The sequence below is a fragment of the Bacillus sp. FSL K6-1284 genome (assembly GCF_038002625.1).
In the GTDB taxonomy this organism is placed as follows: domain Bacteria; phylum Bacillota; class Bacilli; order Bacillales; family Bacillaceae; genus Bacillus; species Bacillus paralicheniformis.
This window is the reverse complement of record NZ_JBBOCW010000001.1, coordinates 4,285,320-4,302,387: the sequence shown is the minus strand read 5'-3', so window position 1 is coordinate 4,302,387 and position 17,068 is coordinate 4,285,320. Positions and strand designations below refer to the sequence as shown.

The window sequence follows — 17,068 nt, the reverse complement described above, 5'->3', positions numbered from 1 at the left end:
AGAAGAATATGGTCTAAAAAAGGAGAGTATTATGCCAAAAATTTATACGACACAAGCAAAATACATGCTTCACGGGGGAGACTACAATCCGGATCAATGGCTTGACCGTCCGGATATTCTTGCAGATGATATCAAGCTGATGAAGCTTGCCCATACGAATACATTTTCAGTGGGGATTTTTTCATGGAGCGCTCTTGAGCCGGAGGAAGGTGTCTATACGTTTGAATGGCTGGATGATATGTTTGAGAACATTCACCGGAACGGCGGACGGATTATAATGGCGACACCGAGCGGCGCCCGTCCTGCTTGGCTGTCGCAAAAATATCCGGAAGTGCTGCGCGTCAATGCGGAACGTGTCAAACAGCTGCATGGCGGAAGGCACAATCATTGCTTCACTTCATACGTATACCGTGAAAAAACGAGAAAGATCAACCGCTTGCTGGCTGAAAGGTACGGCAGCCATCCTGCCCTTTTGATGTGGCATGTCTCCAACGAATACGGAGGAGAATGCCATTGTCATCAATGCCAGCACGCTTTTAGAGACTGGCTGAAAAAGAAGTACAACAATGATCTTAAATCTTTGAATGATGCATGGTGGACGCCTTTTTGGAGCCATACCTTCAACGATTGGTCACAGATTGAATCGCCGTCTCCGATCGGTGAAAATGCGGTGCACGGCTTGAATTTGGACTGGCGCCGCTTCGTCACTGATCAGACGATCTCTTTCTTTCAAAATGAAATCGTTCCGTTGAAGGAAATCACGCCGAATATTCCGATTACGACCAACTTTATGGCTGACACGCATGATCTCATTCCATTTCAAGGGCTGGACTACAGCAAGTTTGCCAAGCATCTGGACGTGATCAGCTGGGACGCGTATCCCGCCTGGCACAATGATTGGGAAAGCACAGCTGATTTGGCCATGAAAGTCGGCTTTATCAATGATTTGTACCGCAGCCTGAAACAGCAGCCGTTTCTTTTAATGGAATCGACGCCAAGCGCTGTCAATTGGCACAATTTTAATAAAGCGAAACGGCCGGGGATGCATCTCTTGTCTTCTATGCAGATGATCGCCCACGGATCTGACAGCATTCTCTATTTTCAATGGCGGAAATCCCGCGGCTCATCGGAAAAATTTCACGGTGCGGTTGTCGGCCATGACAATTGTTCCGAGAACCGCGTATTTAAAGAAGTGGCAAAAGTGGGGCAAACCCTTGATGAACTGTCTGAAGTCGTCGGAACGACCCGGCCCGCGAATGTCGCGATCCTCTATGATTGGGAAACCCATTGGGCGCTCGAAGATGCACAAGGATTCGGGATGAAAACCAAGCGGTATCCCCAAACCTTGCACGAGCACTACCGCGCGTTTTGGGAGCGTGATATTCCAGTCGACGTGATTACGAAGGAACAGGATTTTTCGCCGTACCGGCTGCTGATCGTTCCGATGCTTTACTTAGCAAGTGAAGAAACAATCGCGCGTTTAAAAGCCTTTGCTGCAAACGGGGGCACATTGGTGATGACGTATATTAGCGGAATCGTCAACGAATCTGACCTGACCTATTTAGGCGGATGGCCGCAAGATCTGCAAGAGATGTTTGGCATGGAACCTGTTGAAACCGATACGCTCTATCCGGGCGACAAAAATAGGGTCCGTTATCAAAACCGGTCCTATGAGCTGAAAGATTATGCGACCGTGCTGAAGCTGGATACGGCAGATCCCGTGGGATTCTATGAGGACGATTTTTATGCGGACACGCCGGCTGTTACAAGCCATTCATACAAACAGGGGAAGACGTACTATATCGGTGCGCGCTTAAGCAGTCAATTTCATCGGGATTTTTATGAAACATTGATCAAAGAGCTATCGATTCAACCGGCTTTTGGTGTGAAACATCAGCCTGGCGTCTCCGTTCAAGTCAGACAGGATGAAGAAAATGATTATATTTTCATCATGAATTTCACAGAAAAACGCCAGCCCGTCGTGTTGGAGTCGGCCGTTAAAGATATGCTGACCGGAGAAACGCTGACCGGCGAAATCACATTGGAAAAATATGAAGCCAGAATAGCGGTAAAAACAAAAAAATAAGCCCGGGGGACATCCGCTTTAATGTGGGTGTTTCTCTTAAAAAAATAATGAAAGCGTTTTCTGTTTGGCGTGTGTCAATCATGAAAGGGGAGAAGCGAGTTCATGAAAAACGTGGTGGCTGTTTTTGTGGTGCTGATTGTTGTTTTGGGCGCACTTGGAACCGGCGGTCCGGCGGAAGCCGTCAGAGGTTCCAAGGCGGCAGAAAGCGGCCTTTTTGTCGAAAAGGTTTCAGGGCTTCACAAGGATTTTATAAAAGGGGTTGATGTTTCGAGTATCATCGCTTTGGAAGAGAGCGGCGTCGCCTTTTACAATGAATCCGGAAAGAAACAGGATATATTCAAAACGCTGAAGGAAGCAGGCGTCAATTATGTCCGGGTGCGCATCTGGAATGATCCCTATGATGCCAACGGCAATGGCTATGGAGGGGGCAATAATGATCTGAAAAAAGCGATTCAGATCGGAAAACGGGCCACTGCCAACGGAATGAAGCTGCTGGCGGATTTCCACTATTCCGATTTCTGGGCGGACCCGGCGAAACAGAAAGCGCCAAAAGCATGGGCAAACCTAAACTTTGAAGATAAAAAAACGACGCTTTACCGATATACAAAACAAAGCCTTGAAGCGATGAAAGCAGCGGGCATCAACGTCGGCATGGTGCAGGTCGGAAACGAAACAAACGGGGGTCTTGCCGGTGAAACGGACTGGGCGAAGATGAGCCAATTATTCAATGCGGGGAGCCAAGCGGTTCGGGAGACGGATTCGAATATTTTAGTCGCCTTGCATTTTACCAATCCGGAGACGTCAGGCAGGTACGCTTGGATTGCCGAGACGCTTCACCGGCACCATGTCGACTATGATGTATTTGCAAGCTCGTATTATCCATTTTGGCATGGCACACTGAAGAATCTAACATCCGTCCTGACATCCGTCGCGGATACGTACGGCAAAAAGGTCATGGTAGCCGAGACATCTTATACGTATACGGCTGAAGACGGAGACGGACACGAAAATACAGCCCCTAAAAACGGTCAAACGCTCAATTACCCGGTCACCGTTCAAGGACAGGCGAACGCGGTCCGTGATGTGATTCAAGCGGTCAGCGATGTAGGAGAAGCCGGAATCGGCGTTTTCTATTGGGAACCGGCATGGATTCCAGTAGGACCGGCACGCCAGCTTGAGAAAAATAAATCGCTTTGGGAGACATACGGATCAGGCTGGGCCACAAGCTATGCCGCTGAATACGACCCGGAAGACGCAGGAAAGTGGTTTGGCGGCAGCGCCGTAGACAATCAGGCATTGTTTGATTTTAAAGGACGTCCATTGCCTTCTCTGAATGTATTTAAGTATGTTGATACGGGAACACCATTCAAAAATTGACTTGCAGCCGATTTCTCGGATGAAGGCTAACGCCGTTTGCCGGAAAGCGGTTTAAAGCAGAATGAAAAAAGGCCGGATGATATCCGGCTTTTTTTCGTGAAAGGACAGTCAGAAAGCGTAATTAAAATGTTTTCATTCAATTGACAGAAAGATAGGGTCCGCTTAACCAGCGGTTACCGTTTGAAATGCATCTTCTACAGATACGTATTCATATCCAAGGTCGCGCGCGACGGCCTTGTAGGTAATGCTTCCGTTTGCAACGTTGACGCCGAGAGCGAGCGCCTGATTTTCGGCGACTGCTTGTTCAACGCCTTTATTTGCGATTTGCAAAGCGTAAGGCATAGTGACGTTTGTTAAGCCGATCGTTGAAGTACGGGGAACGGCTCCCGGCATATTGGCGACTGCATAATGGACAACGCCGTGCTTCGTATAAGTCGGATCGTCATGCGTAGTGATTTTATCAACCGTTTCAATAATGCCGCCCTGGTCAATCGCCACGTCTACAACAACTGAGCCTGGGGACATCGACTGAATCATCTCTTCTGTGACAAGTTTCGGCGCTTTTGCACCAGGGATTAAGACGGCGCCGATGACAAGGTCAGAGTCTTTTACGGCTTCCGCAATGTTGAGCGGGTTGGACATAAGCGTTTGAATGTCTTTGCCGAACTGGTCATCGAGCTGGCGGAGGCGCTCAGCGCTCAAATCGATCAAAGTGACGTCAGCGCCAAGTCCGACTGCGATTTTGGCAGCGTTCGTACCGACCACTCCGCCGCCGATGATCGTGACCTTGCCGCGTTTTACCCCGGGTACGCCTGATAACAGGATGCCTTTGCCGCCTTTTGATTTCTCAAGAAATTGCGCGCCGATCTGTGAAGCCATGCGTCCGGCGACTTCACTCATTGGAGTCAGGAGCGGAAGCGTCCGGTTCACTTCGACCGTTTCGTAGGCGATGGCTGTGACGCCGCTGTCCACAAGCGCTTTCGCAAGCTCAGGCTCAGCTGCTAAGTGCAGATACGTAAATAAAACAAGTCCTTTTCGGAAATAGCCGTATTCAGAGCTGATCGGCTCTTTCACCTTCATGACCATATCCGCTTTTGCCCATACATCCTTCGCTTCAACCAAAATGTCTGCCCCGGCTGCTTTGTAGTCAGCATCCTCAAAGCCGCTTCCAAGTCCGGCTCCCTGTTCGATTAAAACTTGATGACCGCTTTTTTTAAGCGCGACTACTCCGGCCGGCGTAATGGCTACACGGTTCTCATTGTTTTTAATTTCTTTCGGAATTCCAATGATCATGATGTCGTCCCCCTCAAATGAAATATGATTCTACCGCTAGTATAAATCTCTGAACCGGCAAGAGCATCGTGTGTAAAATTAAAAATGTAAGCGCTTTTTTGTGAAATTTAACAAATTGGTGAACGTTGAATGAAGTGAAAGGATTGATATGAGGAGTTATCTATTAAAATTTTTTTCTTTAAAAAATAGTTTTGTTAAAAAAACAAATGTAAGCGATTACATTTTGTGTCATTTCACAAACATAACCATATTTCGTTGTGATAGAATATCTCTTGCAGCTATGAAAGCGTTATCTTTGTTGGGAGTGAGTCATATGGATATCTTAGAAATACTAGGCAAGATTAATAAGGTATTATGGGGGCCGCCCAGTTTAATTTTATTATTTGGGACAGGCTTATTTTTAACGTTTGTTTTAAAAGGACTGCAATTTCGCCGTCTGATCTATGCGTTTAAGATCGGATTTGGCAAGGAAGACAGCAAAGACGCAGCTGCCGAAGGGGATGTGAGCCATTTTAAAGCTTTAATGACAGCGCTTGCCGCCACGATCGGAAACGGAAATATCGCAGGTGTCGCGACGGCATTGACACTCGGCGGACCGGGTTCGATCTTCTGGATGTGGGTTGTCGGGCTGTTGGGCATGGCAACGAAATACGCGGAAGCCTTGCTTGCTGTTAAATTCCGTGTAAAAAATGAAAAAGGGGAATATTCAAGCGGGCCGATGTATTATATCGAACGCGGACTCGGACGCAGATTTAAAGGACTCGCCATCGCTTTTGCGCTGTTTGGAGCTTTTGCCGCTTTGGGGATAGGCAACAGCGTCCAATCCAATACGATTGCCGATATTACAAAGAACAGCTTCGGTATCGAAAACTGGGTGACAGGGCTGATTCTCGTCATTCTTGTCAGCGTCATCATCTTCGGCGGCATCCAGCGGATCAGCACGGTTGCCAGCTTCTTTGTGCCGATCATGGCTTTTCTTTATATGGGCGGGGCGATCTTGATTCTGATTTTGAATTATGACAAGATTATTCCGGCTTTTGAGCTGATTTTCTATTATGCTTTCCACCCTGTGGCAGCAGCCGGCGGTTTCCTTGGAATTGCCGTATCTGAAGCCGTTCGGAACGGGGTGTCCCGCGGCATTTTTTCAAACGAAGCAGGCCTTGGGACGGCTGCGCTAATCGCCGGAAATGCGCGTGCAGATCATCCAGTAAAACAGGCGCTCGTCGCAATGACCGGGACATTTATCGTTACGATCGTGGTGTGTACGATGACCGGTTTAACCCTTATTATTACCGGTTTCTGGGATCCGTCTGGCGGCTTGATATCCGGCGTGGCCCATAATGCCAGCCTTGAAGGCGGGGCATTGACGAGCGCGGCATTTGCCTCAGTACTCGGCGCGGCAGGCGAATATATTGTGTCGCTGTCGGTGATTTTCTTTGGGTTCTCTACAATTGTCGGCTGGTATGTTTACGGAGAAAAATGCTTCGAGTATTTAGCCGGTTCCAAAGGAATTGCGGGCTACAGGCTGGTCTACATCCTCGCCTGCGGCATCGGGACGGTCGCCAACCTCGTCACCGTCTGGGCATTTGCCGATATGGCGAATGCGCTGATGATGATTCCAAACCTGATCGCCATCCTGCTGCTTTGGAAAGTTATCAAAGCAGAGACAAATGATTATTTTCATCACTTCTATGAACATACCAAATCGGCGGGTCCGCCAAGTAAACCAATTCATTAATCAATTAAAAGCTCTGCCTTCCAGGCAGAGCTTTTTCTTTGTTTACAATCATACAAGATCTCAAATTTTGACGAAAAATGTCGATACTATGAAATGAAGAAGATCTTTAATTTGAAAATTGCATTTTATCATTGATGACATAAAGGAGAAAGGATCACCATTATGAAAGTAAAAACAAAACTGCTGGGAATTATATCAATTTTAGTCGTTTCCATTATTGGAATCGGAGGTTCCTCTGTTTTTATGATTTCTTCTACGGTGAAAAAGAATGAAGAACTTAAGGACAAGATGGAATTTCAAAAAGAGATTAAGCATATTCAATATCGTCTGACCGGTTTGTCGAATGACGAAAGAGGCCTTATTATGACCGGAGATAATGAATACAGTGAAGGAATGAAGGACAAGGCCGACGATGTTTTAAAGAGTCTTGACCGCGCAGGAAAACTGATCCGGGAAGACACATACAAAGCGAACGTCGAAGAAATTAAAGAAAATTTTAAGGCTTATTGGGGTTTAAATCAACAAGTTATACAGTCTTACGCTTCAAGCTCTAAAAAAGCTGAATCGATTCATTTCGGAGAGGAAAGAACATTAAGAAAAGAAGTCCTCGATCCGTCTGTCAACCAGCTGGTCGAAAGCCTGGAACAAGAGGTGGAAGATCTGAAAGCAGAGATCAGCGCCAACGGGACGATGAGCGAATGGGTCATCATCACTGTCACAGCAGTATCAGCCATAGTTGGAATTGTCTTGAGTCTGCTGCTCTTGAAGTCTATTCTGGTACCGTTGAGAAGCCTGAATCAGCAGCTTGGGGACATCGCCCACGGTGAGGCGGACTTAACCAAGAAAGTGATCGTCAAAAATAAAGACGAGTTCGGCCAGCTTGCAAATTCTTTCAATGCTTTTGTTCAGTCGCTGACGCAAATTGTGAAGCAGATCAGCAGTTCGTCTGAGCAAGTCGCCGCATCCTCTGAACAGTTGTCGGCAAGCGCGGAGGAATCGAAATCGACCTCCGAACTGATTTCGGAAGAGATGCAGGCGATTGCTGACAGCAATATGACGCAAAGCGAAATGACAGAAAAGAGCTCGGAATCGATTCATGAATTGCTGGACCGTTTATCATCCGTTGCCTCCAATACAGGCAGCATAGCGGATCTGTCGTCTTCGATGAGAGACAAAGCCGAAATCGGCTCCGAATCCGTTCATAAAATGCTCGAGCAAATGAACTTCATTGATAAATCCGTCGACTCAGCCGGCAGCGGCCTCGAGGCGCTCGTGTCCAGCACGGCGGAAATCAGCAACATTTCTTCGCTTATCACCGATATTTCGGAGCAGACGAATTTGCTGGCGCTAAACGCGGCAATTGAAGCAGCAAGAGCGGGAGAACAAGGAAAAGGGTTTGCCGTCGTGGCGGAAGAGGTCCGGAAATTGGCGGACGAAACGAATAAATCGGCGAACCATATTCAATCGTTAGTCACAACGATCCAAAATGAATCGGTAGAAACGGTGAATAATATTAAAGTCGTTCAAGAAAATGTCAGCTCCGGAATCGCTCTGTCCCAGGAGACAACCGGCAATTTCAACGAAATTTTGAACTTGGTAGAACAGGTTGCTTCTCAAATCCAAGAAGTCGCAGCTTCTACTCAGCAACTGACATCAGGTGTCGAAATGGTTCAAAACACCATTCAAACATTAGCTTCCGGATCACAGGAAACGTCGGCTGGCACAAAAGCGGTTGCTTCCTCAACTCAGGAGCAGCTGGCTTCGATGGAAGAAATCTCTTATGCAGCAGAATCGCTGTCTCAATTGGCTGAAGAACTTCAAACCGTCATCAATCGATTTAAATATTAAGCAGAAAACCCCATCAGGCGATGGGGTTTTAATTGGTTTTCATGGCGGCTATAGCGCCCTCGGGGATTTCCTCTTCGTGTACTTCAGTCAAGCTTCCGGCTTTCGTTCCGTACGCCCATACTTTGATGAAAGCGCCGGGACGCAGTTTTTCGTCCGCCTCTGCTTCAATCTGCTGTTTGTGTCCGCTCGCGTCATATCCGGTTAATGTGTAGTTGTACTTTCCGTTATTCAGCTTTTCTGCATGATCTTCGGCTTTGAGATAATAAGCCTCAGGCTTACCCTGGCCTTGTATGAAATGATCGGCCAGCGGCACAAGGCCCCCTGTCGCTTTCTGCAGGATAAAAACGCCGGCAATAAAAACGCCGGCAACGGCGATCAGAACCGCGGCAATCAGGCCGCCTGCCCGTGTCTTCATATACCTTCTCCTCTTTCATTCAGTTTGTGAATGGTATTATTTTATAAAAAAGGCGCAGGGAGAAGAAATTGATTCATATTACAGTACAATTACATGATTGTAAGGTAGGACGAAGCACGGCGGCTTTTGTTTATCAGACCGCTTCGTGTCATAATATATCCAAACAAAAGGAGAGACCGAGATGCAAAAAGTGATGATTGTAGAAGACGACCCGAAGATTGCCGATCTGTTAAAATCGCATATTGTCAAATATGGACACAACGTTCATGTCGTGAAAGACTTTGACCGTGTCATCGATGAGTTCAGAAGCACGGCGCCTGATCTTGTTCTGCTTGATATTAATTTGCCGAGCTTTGACGGCTATTACTGGTGCCGGCAAATCCGCCAGGAATCGATTTGCCCTGTCTTGTTTATTTCGGCGCGGACGGGCGAAATGGATCAGGTCATGGCATTGGAAAACGGCGGGGATGACTTTATCACCAAGCCGTTTCACGCCGAAATCGTGATGGCAAAAATACGCAGCCAGCTTCGCAGAGCTTACGGGGAGTATGCAGCAAAAGTGGAGGAACGGCTTCTCGAAAAAGAAGGACTGCGGCTGTATCCGGAAAGACTTGAACTGACATTCGGCGGTCAAACGGCTGCTTTGACGAAAAAAGAAGCCGATATTATCGAAAGCTTAATGGAACGCCACCCGAGGATTTCCGGCCGGGAAGATTTGCTGGCCAAACTGTGGGATGATCAGGCCTATGTGGATGAAAACACGCTTAATGTCAACATTACACGCGTCAGAAAAAAGTTTCAGGAGCTCGGAATTGAAGATGCGGTAGAAACAGTGCGGGGCGCAGGCTACCGCTTGAATATATCCTGGGTGAAGGCGGGAGAGGAATGAAGCTTTTTTTCAAAGAACACTATTTGTTGATTGCCGTGCAAGTGCTGCAGTTTATCACGATGCTGTCGGTGTACTGGCTTGATGGGTATCAGCACATCAGGCCGGCTTTTTATGCCGTTTTTCTCGGCTTTTTCTTTCTTGTCTGCTATCTTTTCTACCATTACTATACGCGCCGGAAGTTCTACAAACGGATGACGAGCGGGCTGGAATCATTGGATGACACCTTCAGGCAATCGAATCAGCCCCAATCCCCTCTTTCAGAAGCGCTTGAACAGCTGCTGAAAAGCCAGTACAGGCAATACCGTCAAGAATTAAAGAAGCTGGAGCTTGGACAAAAAGAGCATTTGACCTTCATGGATCAATGGGTGCATCAAATGAAGACGCCGCTGTCGGTCATCGAACTGACGGCTCAAAATTTGGATGAACCGGAATCATCAAGCATCCGCGAGGAGACCGAACGGATGAAAACGGGCCTCAATACGATTCTCTATATGGCCAGATTGCGGACGATCGAGCAGGATTTCCGGATAAAACCGGTCGCATTGGCGGATATCGTTCACGAGGTCAATCGTGAAAACAAGCGCTTCTATATTCGCAGTCAAGTTTATCCTAAGTTCAAGGAAGTCAAAAAAGGCATCACAGTCGAAACAGATGAAAAGTGGCTGTTTTTCATCATTTCCCAATTTGTCAACAATGCGGTCAAATACTCAGCGGGAAAAAGCAATACGGTTATTATTTCTATTGGTGAAAACGATTCGGAAGCGGTATTGGAAGTGACAGATTTCGGCGCCGGCATCCCGGATACAGATCAAAAGCGGGTATTCGACCCGTTTTTCACAGGAGAAAACGGACGCCGTTTCAGAGAATCAACCGGAATGGGTCTCTATTTGGCAAAAGCGGCGGCTGACCAGCTTGGACACCGAATCGAACTTGACTCACGAGAAGGGCAAGGCACGACAATCCGGCTGATTTTTACGGCTACACAAAACCTTACATCGATGTAATGAAAGTGAAAGAAGAATCGATAGTTCATCAACAAGAAATTTAGGTAAACTGATCACAGATCAAAAGTTAAAGGTGAAAGGGGATCTTGTGATGCTTCAGGTCAAACAAGCCAGTAAGATTTACGAAGGAAAAATTGCGTATCGCGCGTTAACGGATATTAACCTAACGATTGATAAGGGTGAATTCGTCGGCATCATGGGGCCGTCCGGAAGCGGAAAAACGACCCTATTAAATATGATTGCAACGATCGATGAACCGACGACGGGCGAAATATTGATCAGCGGCCAAAACCCGCATGTTCTCAAAAAAGAAAAATTGGCTAAATTTCGCCGCAGAGAGCTGGGATTTGTGTTTCAGGACTTTAATCTTCTGCCGACATTAACCGTTGAAGAAAATATCGTACTTCCTTTGACGCTTGACGGTGAAAAGGTCAGGGAAATGAAGCGGAGGGCAAACGATTTAGCTGAAAAGCTTGGAATTACCCACATTATGAAAAAGCGCACATATGAGATTTCGGGCGGTCAGGCCCAGCGCGCCGCTGTAGCGAGAGCGATGATTCATTCGCCGAAGCTTCTGCTTGCCGATGAGCCGACAGGCAACCTTGATTCAAAGTCATCCAAAGATGTGATGGAAATGCTTGAATCGATCAACCGCAACGAAAAAGCGACCATGATGCTTGTCACGCATGACCCTCAGGCGGCAAGCTATTGCAACCGGGTCGTCTTTATTAAGGATGGAAAGCTGTATTCGGAGATCAACCGCGGCGATAACCGCCAAGCGTTTTTCCAAAAGATTCTCGATACACTGTCTTTGTTGGGAGGGGATGCAAATGACCTTTCGTCAGTTCGCGTTTAACAACGTCATTCGCAACAAAAGGCTGTATGCCGCTTATTTTCTCAGCAGCATGTTTACAGTGATGGTTTTTTTCGCATTCGCGATCTTTGCTTTCCACCCGGTGATGACAAGTGATTCTTTGACCTCCGGCATCGGGCAGCATGTTTCCATTGGCCTGTTAGTCTCCAGCGGCATTATCTTTGTCTTTTCTTTCTTCTTTGTGCTGTACTCAATGAGTTCGTTTCTTCAATCGAGAAAAAAGGAATTCGGCGTTTTAATGATCCAAGGGATGTCTATGCGCCAAATTCGCATGATGGTATTTCTTGAAAATATGCTGATTGGGCTTTTTGCGACAATCGGCGGGATTGTGCTCGGACTTGTCTTCGCCAAATTGATACTGCTCACAGCGGAAAATGTGCTGATTATTGATAACAAGCTCGATTTTTATTTTCCGTTGATGGCGATCATTGTGACGTTTATTTCTTTTAACGGCCTGTTCTTATTTATTTCTTTTCTTGTGTCATTTGTGCTCAGGAGCGAGAAGCTGATTGTTCTGCTAAAAGGAAACAAAATCTCCAAAGGGGAGCCGAAAGCATCTGCCTTGCTTACAGTGGTTGCAGCTGTTCTGCTTACCGGAGGCTATTACACCGCTTTGATTGTCAAGAAAATAGGCGTTCTTGTGGCGATGGTTCCGGTGACGATTGTTGTCATTATCGGCACATATCTGCTGTTTACGCAGCTGAGTGTTTATGTGATCCGCAGGCTCAAAAAACGGGAAAGCCTGTTTTGGCGGAAAACGAATATGATTTTGTTTTCTGATCTGTCTTACAGGATGAAAGACAATGCGCGGACGTTTTTTATGGTGGCCATTATCTCTACTGTCGCGTTCAGTGCGATCGGGACGCTGTATGGTTTCCAAACTCTGCTGACAAACGGAATTAAAGATATGAACCCGCATACGTTCTCGTATAAACCGCCGAAAACAAACAAAGACACCGAACAAGACGTGGCTTTCATCAACGACACGCTAAAAGAACGAAATATCAAAACAGACAAAGCATCAGCTGTCCTTCAATATTTCGATGTCGATGGCCATGACATGCTGATTGTGAAAGAATCTGACTATAACAAGTTTGCCGATCTGGTCGGGGCCGACCACGTCAAGCTTGAAGAAGGGAAAGCCGCAGCTGCCGAGTATGATGTCAAGGTTGGCCTAGAGGGAGAAGACGACCAGCCGCTCCCTTCATCAATCCCTCTTGCAACTGGACAAAAGCTGCAGGCTGACAAAACGGTCCGTTCAAAAGCGTTATCTGAAAACAGTTATTATATTGTGACAGACAAAGATTTCGCACAGTTGAAAAAACCGAAAAGCGAAAACCGGTTCTATGCCTGGCAGGCAAAAGAATCTGACGGCATGGCTTTAGTGAAAGCCGGGGAGGTTCTGCAAAAGAAACTGGATCGGATTTATTTCGCGGCTGTAGATTATGAGGTATATGATATAAGCAAAGGATATGGCCCGGTATTATTTGTTGGACTGTTTATCGGAATCGTCTTCTTCGTTTCAGCAGGAAGTTTTCTCTACTTCCGCTTGTACACTGATTTGGACGATGATAAGCAGAAATTCAAATCGATTGCCAAAATGGGCTTAACAGACCGGGAACTGCATAAAGTGCTGAACAGGCAGATCGGCATTCTGTTCTTCGCGCCTATCGCTGTTGCCCTTGTCCATGGAGCTGTGGCGCTGACCGCTTTATCGCATGCCTTTCAGTACAACCTCTTCAAGGAATCTGCAATGGTGCTCGGCGTGTTCTTCGCCATCCAGGTTATATATTACTTCATTGTCCGCTTCTACTATACAAAACAGATAAAAGCGGCGATTTAAAAAAGATTAGACTGCGTCTAACCGAAGCTTGTAGAGAAACCTGTGTTTTTCTACAAGCTTTTTTTATACTTGCAGCCGGAAAATTTGGGATAAACATACCTATGTATTTTGCCTCTTTCTTCATTTGGATGATTATGTTAATTTGATATTATTTCAAATTTGAAAGAGGAGTGATCGATTTGCAGGTAAAAGAAATATTTGTTATTCGCTTTATTTCCTGCTTAAGCGTTGTTTTGCTTCATGCGATATCGATGGTGCTCATGGTGCGGGCGGACATGCTTGGAGATACGGTTTTCCGGGTTGTTGAATCTTTCAGGACGCTTCTGATGTTCAGTACGCCTGCGTTTATTTTTATTTCCGAATTTTTGCTCGCGCATGCTTACCCTGGCGGCGTTCCGGAAGGGTTTTTAAAAAAGCGGTTTAAAACGATTTTCATCCCTTTTCTATTTATCGCTGTTTTGGATGCTTTTATGACCGCTGGTCTGATGATGCAGCAATTTCATGCATCGGTCATTTTAAAAAAACTGTTGGCGAATATTTTCCTGGGGAATTTCATCGGTTATTTCATCCTCGTCATCTTTCAATTTTACTTGTTGCACATGTGCTTCCATTCATTTTTGCAAAAGGCGTCGCCTAAATGGGTGCTTTCGATTTCTTTTGCGGTCACAGCGGCTTATTTGAGCTATTTCACGTTCATTCAACCTCCGGTTGTACAGGAAGAGGCGCCGTTTCCTTTTTCATGGGTGCCGTTTCCCGGCTGGCTCTTTTATTTTTGTTTGGCCTATTATTGCGGCAAAAATTACGAGCGCTTTTTGGCATTGCTGGAACGATACAGGCATGCGGTATATGCAGCGGCTGCTGTGACCGGATGTTTCATTGTAGCGGTTTCCTACTTCGGACAAGACATCGAAGTGACGTCAAAGCGTCCGGATATCCTGCTTTATTCAACAAGCATCATTTTCTTATGCTTTCACCTGTTTTCAAAACTGAAGTCGGTGCCGAAGCTGATCATGATGATCAGCAACTATTCTTTTTCTATTTATTTATTGCACGCTTTTATCCTGATTTTCGGATTGGTCATTTTAACGAGCTTTGAAAGCATCGGTACGGTTTCGGCTGTTTTGCTCTTGTTTTCGATCTCTACAGGCGTTGCGGTTTTCATATCTTGGGCCGTCAATAAATTGAAGTACGGCTATATGTTTGTCGGAAAAATTTACGTGCCGAAAAAGAGGAGAATCGAGCAAAAAGTGAGCCATCATGCCGGTTAACGACTTAGATTGATAGAGCGAAAAGCCAGAACGGCAGGTTGCACCGCCGGAGCTTTTCGCTTTTTTATATTCTCGCAAAAATGTTCCGGTTTTGACACATCTTCTTTTAAATGGAAGGTGGCTAATTGCCTATAATCATATTATGATAACGATTATCATTTTCATAATGTGGAGGCCTCAACAATGGTTTTAGCTGAATTAAAACAAAAAGAGAGAGCAAGAATCATAGATTTTTCAGAAGTGAATGAACTTGTTCAGCGCAGGCTCATACAGCTCGGGATGAAAGAAGAAGCTGAAATTTGCGTGCAGCGGAAATTGCCGTTTGGCGGACCGTTCATGTTTGAGTCAGGCGGACAGTGCCTCGGCATACGGCTTGAAGAAGCAAAAAAGATCAGGATTGAAAAGCTATGAACAGCCGGCAGATTGCCCTTTTCGGAAATCCGAATACGGGGAAAACGTCATTGTTTAACGCGCTGACAGGCTCCTATGAGTATGTCGGCAACTGGAGTGGGGTGACCGTTGAGAAAAAGGTGGGACTGCTCCGCCATAAACAAGGAATGATGGTCGATCTCCCGGGCGTTTATACATTGAGCCCGCTGTCCCGCGATGAAGGGGTCGTCACTGACTTCCTGCTCAATGAATCATTTTCAGACATATTGAATATTGTCGATGCATCCCAATTAAAGCGGAATTTGCACTTAACTGTGCAGCTCCTCGAATTTGGTCATCCGCTCACAATCGGTTTAAATATGATCGATGTCGCAGGACAGCGAGGCGTCTTCATTGATCATCAAAAGTTGTCTGCAGCGCTAGATGTTCCGGTGATTCCTGTGATTGCCCGCAGCGGCAAAGGGTGTGATGAACTGAGCCGGCATTTGCTTCTTGAAAAAGAAAAGAGAACGAAGCCGCTCGTCATCAATTACGGAAGCACAGTAGAAGAAGCGATTGGCCGGATCGAGTCGATCATACCGGAACGTCCCGGCGTTTTAAAACGGTGGATGGCTCTTCAATATTTGGAAGGCAACTCGAAAATGAAAGAGCAGCTGGAAGACGCGGCCGACAGCGAACGGTTAAAGGAAATTTACGAGGAGACAGAAAAACGCCTTCTTCAGGAACAATCCGCAAAATCGCTGCATCAGCATATTTACAATGAGAGAGAACGATGGATTGACCGCATCATGTCATCCTCTGTTGAATATCAGTCAGACCGAAAACAGACGCTGACTGAACGCGTGGATCAGATCGTTACGCATCCGGTGCTTGGCATTCCGATTTTTTTGTTGTTCATGTATCTCATGTTCATGCTGACGTTTGACTGGCTTGGTGTTCCATTGTCTGATACACTGGACGGTTTCATCGGCGGACCGCTGACGGAATGGACGGCTTCGGCACTGTCGGCAATGGGAGCCAGCCCGTTTATCGAGGCGCTCATTCTCGATGGGATCATTGCCGGTGTCGGCGGTGTCCTCGTTTTCGTCCCGCAGATTTTTATTCTGTTTTTCTTCATTTCGGTGCTCGAAGATTCCGGGTACATGGCGCGTGTGGCCATGGTGATGGACCGTCTGATGGAGGCGATCGGTTTAAACGGTAAAGCCTTTATACCGCTGATCATCGGCTTCGGCTGCAATGTTCCGGGCGTCATGGCTGCGCGAACTGTAGAGCAGCCTAAGGAAAGACTTTTGACGATTATGCTGACGCCATTTATGTCCTGTTCGGCAAGACTTCCGGTTTATGCTTTATTTGCAGGGGCTTTTTTTGCGGCTCATCAGGCTTTCGTCGTCCTGACCTTGTATGTGCTGGGCATTGCTGCGGCGCTGGTGCTGGCGAAGTTTTTATCCTCATCCAAGCTCAAAGAAGAAAAGTCGTTTTTCGTGATTGAACTGCCGCCGTATCGTTTGCCTCAAGCGCGTACATTATGGCGGGCAACATGGGAAAAGGGCAAAGGTTTCGTCCGCAAAGCCGGGACTTACATTTTTGGCGGTTCTGTCCTCATTTGGCTTTTATCGTATACAGGGCCCGGTGGAACGGGCGTTGAGATGGATGACAGCTTTTTAGCAATGATCGGCGGAGTGCTCGCACCGTTGTTGATGCCGCTGGGGTTCGGCACATGGCAGGCAGCGGCATCACTATTAACCGGTTTTCTGGCGAAGGAAGTTGTCGTTGCTTCGATGAGCATCATCTATTTCGTACCTGAAGCCCAGCTGCAAGGCATGATGGCTGAGCAATTTACACCGCTTGCCGCTTACGGATTTATGGCTTTCGTTCTTTTATACGTACCATGCCTCGCGACAGTCGCGGTGATTAAAAAAGAAACAAACTCGAAAAAGTGGATGTTCCTGTCCATTGTTTACGGACTGGCCATTGCGTATGCGATCGCGTTCTTGATTTATCAGGGCGGACGATTGCTGGGGTTATCATAGGAAGGATGTGACG

13 protein-coding genes are annotated in these 17,068 nt (G+C 46.7%); 11 read left to right on the top strand and 2 right to left on the bottom strand.

What is annotated here, in order from left to right:
• Positions 1 to 31 precede the first annotated feature (31 nt).
• Positions 32 to 2,086: a beta-galactosidase gene (locus MHB72_RS21845; protein ID WP_023856854.1), complete on the top strand. Its 2,055-nt coding sequence runs from the start codon at positions 32 to 34 to the stop codon at positions 2,084 to 2,086.
• Between the two features lie 102 nt (positions 2,087 to 2,188).
• The gene (locus MHB72_RS21840; RefSeq protein WP_216919115.1) at positions 2,189 to 3,463 is read left to right on the top strand and encodes an arabinogalactan endo-1,4-beta-galactosidase; all 1,275 of its coding nucleotides are present in this window, start codon (positions 2,189 to 2,191) and stop codon (positions 3,461 to 3,463) included.
• 162 nt (positions 3,464 to 3,625) lie between these two features.
• Here the strand turns inward: MHB72_RS21840 and ald are convergent, their stop codons facing one another.
• Complete coding sequence (ald, locus tag MHB72_RS21835) at positions 3,626 to 4,756, bottom strand: alanine dehydrogenase (protein WP_020453571.1); 1,131 nt, start codon at positions 4,754 to 4,756, stop codon at positions 3,626 to 3,628.
• Between the two features lie 313 nt (positions 4,757 to 5,069).
• Here ald and MHB72_RS21830 point away from each other — a divergent pair, with 313 nt between their 5' ends.
• Entirely contained in the window at positions 5,070 to 6,494 is a 1,425-nt protein-coding gene (locus tag MHB72_RS21830) for an alanine/glycine:cation symporter family protein (RefSeq protein ID WP_026580389.1), read from the top strand.
• A 162-nt stretch (positions 6,495 to 6,656) separates the two neighbouring features.
• The gene (locus MHB72_RS21825; protein WP_026580388.1) at positions 6,657 to 8,342 is read left to right on the top strand and encodes a methyl-accepting chemotaxis protein; all 1,686 of its coding nucleotides are present in this window, start codon (positions 6,657 to 6,659) and stop codon (positions 8,340 to 8,342) included.
• A 28-nt stretch (positions 8,343 to 8,370) separates the two neighbouring features.
• On the opposite strand, the gene MHB72_RS21820 is transcribed toward MHB72_RS21825, so the two are convergent.
• Positions 8,371 to 8,757: a YxeA family protein gene (locus tag MHB72_RS21820; protein ID WP_020453568.1), complete on the bottom strand. Its 387-nt coding sequence runs from the start codon at positions 8,755 to 8,757 to the stop codon at positions 8,371 to 8,373.
• A gap of 181 nt (positions 8,758 to 8,938) precedes the next feature.
• Between MHB72_RS21820 and MHB72_RS21815 the strand changes: the two genes are divergently transcribed.
• From MHB72_RS21815 to feoB, 7 genes are all read left to right on the top strand, one after another.
• Positions 8,939 to 9,646, top strand: coding sequence for a response regulator transcription factor (locus MHB72_RS21815; protein WP_216919117.1), 708 nt, complete (start codon positions 8,939 to 8,941; stop codon positions 9,644 to 9,646).
• Positions 9,643 to 10,650 (top strand): sensor histidine kinase, encoded by a 1,008-nt coding sequence (locus tag MHB72_RS21810; RefSeq protein ID WP_143261137.1) that lies wholly within the window; start codon positions 9,643 to 9,645, stop codon positions 10,648 to 10,650. Before MHB72_RS21815 ends, MHB72_RS21810 begins: the two co-directional genes overlap by 4 nt.
• Before the next feature lie 91 nt (positions 10,651 to 10,741).
• Positions 10,742 to 11,506, top strand: coding sequence for an ABC transporter ATP-binding protein (locus MHB72_RS21805; protein WP_020453565.1), 765 nt, complete (start codon positions 10,742 to 10,744; stop codon positions 11,504 to 11,506).
• The gene (locus MHB72_RS21800; RefSeq protein WP_020453564.1) at positions 11,481 to 13,367 is read left to right on the top strand and encodes an FtsX-like permease family protein; all 1,887 of its coding nucleotides are present in this window, start codon (positions 11,481 to 11,483) and stop codon (positions 13,365 to 13,367) included. Before MHB72_RS21805 ends, MHB72_RS21800 begins: the two co-directional genes overlap by 26 nt.
• 179 nt (positions 13,368 to 13,546) lie before the next feature.
• The gene (locus tag MHB72_RS21795) at positions 13,547 to 14,635 is read left to right on the top strand and encodes an acyltransferase family protein (protein ID WP_216919119.1); all 1,089 of its coding nucleotides are present in this window, start codon (positions 13,547 to 13,549) and stop codon (positions 14,633 to 14,635) included.
• Positions 14,636 to 14,818: 183 nt separating this feature from the next.
• Positions 14,819 to 15,046: a FeoA family protein gene (locus MHB72_RS21790; protein ID WP_020453562.1), complete on the top strand. Its 228-nt coding sequence runs from the start codon at positions 14,819 to 14,821 to the stop codon at positions 15,044 to 15,046.
• Complete coding sequence (feoB, locus tag MHB72_RS21785) at positions 15,043 to 17,055, top strand: ferrous iron transport protein B (RefSeq protein ID WP_020453561.1); 2,013 nt, start codon at positions 15,043 to 15,045, stop codon at positions 17,053 to 17,055. Before MHB72_RS21790 ends, feoB begins: the two co-directional genes overlap by 4 nt.
• Positions 17,056 to 17,068: the final 13 nt, after the last annotated feature.

Coding starts and splice junctions, on each gene's coding strand:
- MHB72_RS21815 (WP_216919117.1), top strand. CDS start 8,939: ATGCAAAAAGTGATGATTGTAGAAGACGACCCGAAGATTGCCGATCTG.
- MHB72_RS21830 (WP_026580389.1), top strand. CDS start 5,070: ATGGATATCTTAGAAATACTAGGCAAGATTAATAAGGTATTATGGGGG.
- feoB (WP_020453561.1), top strand. CDS start 15,043: ATGAACAGCCGGCAGATTGCCCTTTTCGGAAATCCGAATACGGGGAAA.
- MHB72_RS21825 (WP_026580388.1), top strand. CDS start 6,657: ATGAAAGTAAAAACAAAACTGCTGGGAATTATATCAATTTTAGTCGTT.
- ald (WP_020453571.1), bottom strand. CDS start 4,756: ATGATCATTGGAATTCCGAAAGAAATTAAAAACAATGAGAACCGTGTA.
- MHB72_RS21840 (WP_216919115.1), top strand. CDS start 2,189: ATGAAAAACGTGGTGGCTGTTTTTGTGGTGCTGATTGTTGTTTTGGGC.
- MHB72_RS21820 (WP_020453568.1), bottom strand. CDS start 8,757: ATGAAGACACGGGCAGGCGGCCTGATTGCCGCGGTTCTGATCGCCGTT.
- MHB72_RS21805 (WP_020453565.1), top strand. CDS start 10,742: ATGCTTCAGGTCAAACAAGCCAGTAAGATTTACGAAGGAAAAATTGCG.
- MHB72_RS21800 (WP_020453564.1), top strand. CDS start 11,481: ATGACCTTTCGTCAGTTCGCGTTTAACAACGTCATTCGCAACAAAAGG.
- MHB72_RS21790 (WP_020453562.1), top strand. CDS start 14,819: ATGGTTTTAGCTGAATTAAAACAAAAAGAGAGAGCAAGAATCATAGAT.
- MHB72_RS21810 (WP_143261137.1), top strand. CDS start 9,643: ATGAAGCTTTTTTTCAAAGAACACTATTTGTTGATTGCCGTGCAAGTG.
- MHB72_RS21845 (WP_023856854.1), top strand. CDS start 32: ATGCCAAAAATTTATACGACACAAGCAAAATACATGCTTCACGGGGGA.